1 protein-coding gene is annotated in these 442 nt (G+C 45.5%); it reads right to left on the bottom strand.

Features of this window, described 5'->3' with window-relative positions; genetic code table 11:
- Positions 1-442 (bottom strand): hypothetical protein (locus CD128_RS11110; RefSeq protein ID WP_231917323.1); only part of this gene is annotated, 442 nt, incomplete at both ends.

Below are 442 nucleotides of genomic sequence, written 5' to 3'. Positions count from 1 at the left end.
CTTTCACTCGTTGATGTTGACTCACTGTCTGACGTGCTCGCGCTTGTTGAGTCTGAGTCGCTTTCACTCGTTGATGTTGACTCACTGTCTGATGTGCTAGTACTTACTGATTCTGAATCACTTTCTGATTCGCTTGTACTTACCGACTCTGAGTCACTTCCACTCGTTGATACTGACTCACTATCTGACGTACTTGCGCTTGCTGAATCGGAATCACTCTCACTTGTTGATGTTGATTCACTGTCTGACATGCTTGTGCTTGCTGAGTCTGAGTCGCTTTCACTCATTGATGCTGATTCACTGTCTGACGTGCTTGCGCTTGCTGAATCGGAATCACTTTCGCTCGTTGATGTGGACTCACTATCTGATGTGCTTACACTTGCTGAGTCTGAAAGACTCTCACTTTCTGATCCTGATGTGCTTTCTGAGTCACTTGTACTTA

It is taken from the genome of Staphylococcus croceilyticus (genome assembly GCF_002902575.1).
In the GTDB taxonomy this organism is placed as follows: Bacteria; Bacillota; Bacilli; order Staphylococcales; family Staphylococcaceae; genus Staphylococcus; species Staphylococcus croceilyticus.
The sequence above is the reverse complement of the archived record's forward strand: the minus strand, read 5'-3'. Positions and strand labels throughout refer to the sequence as shown.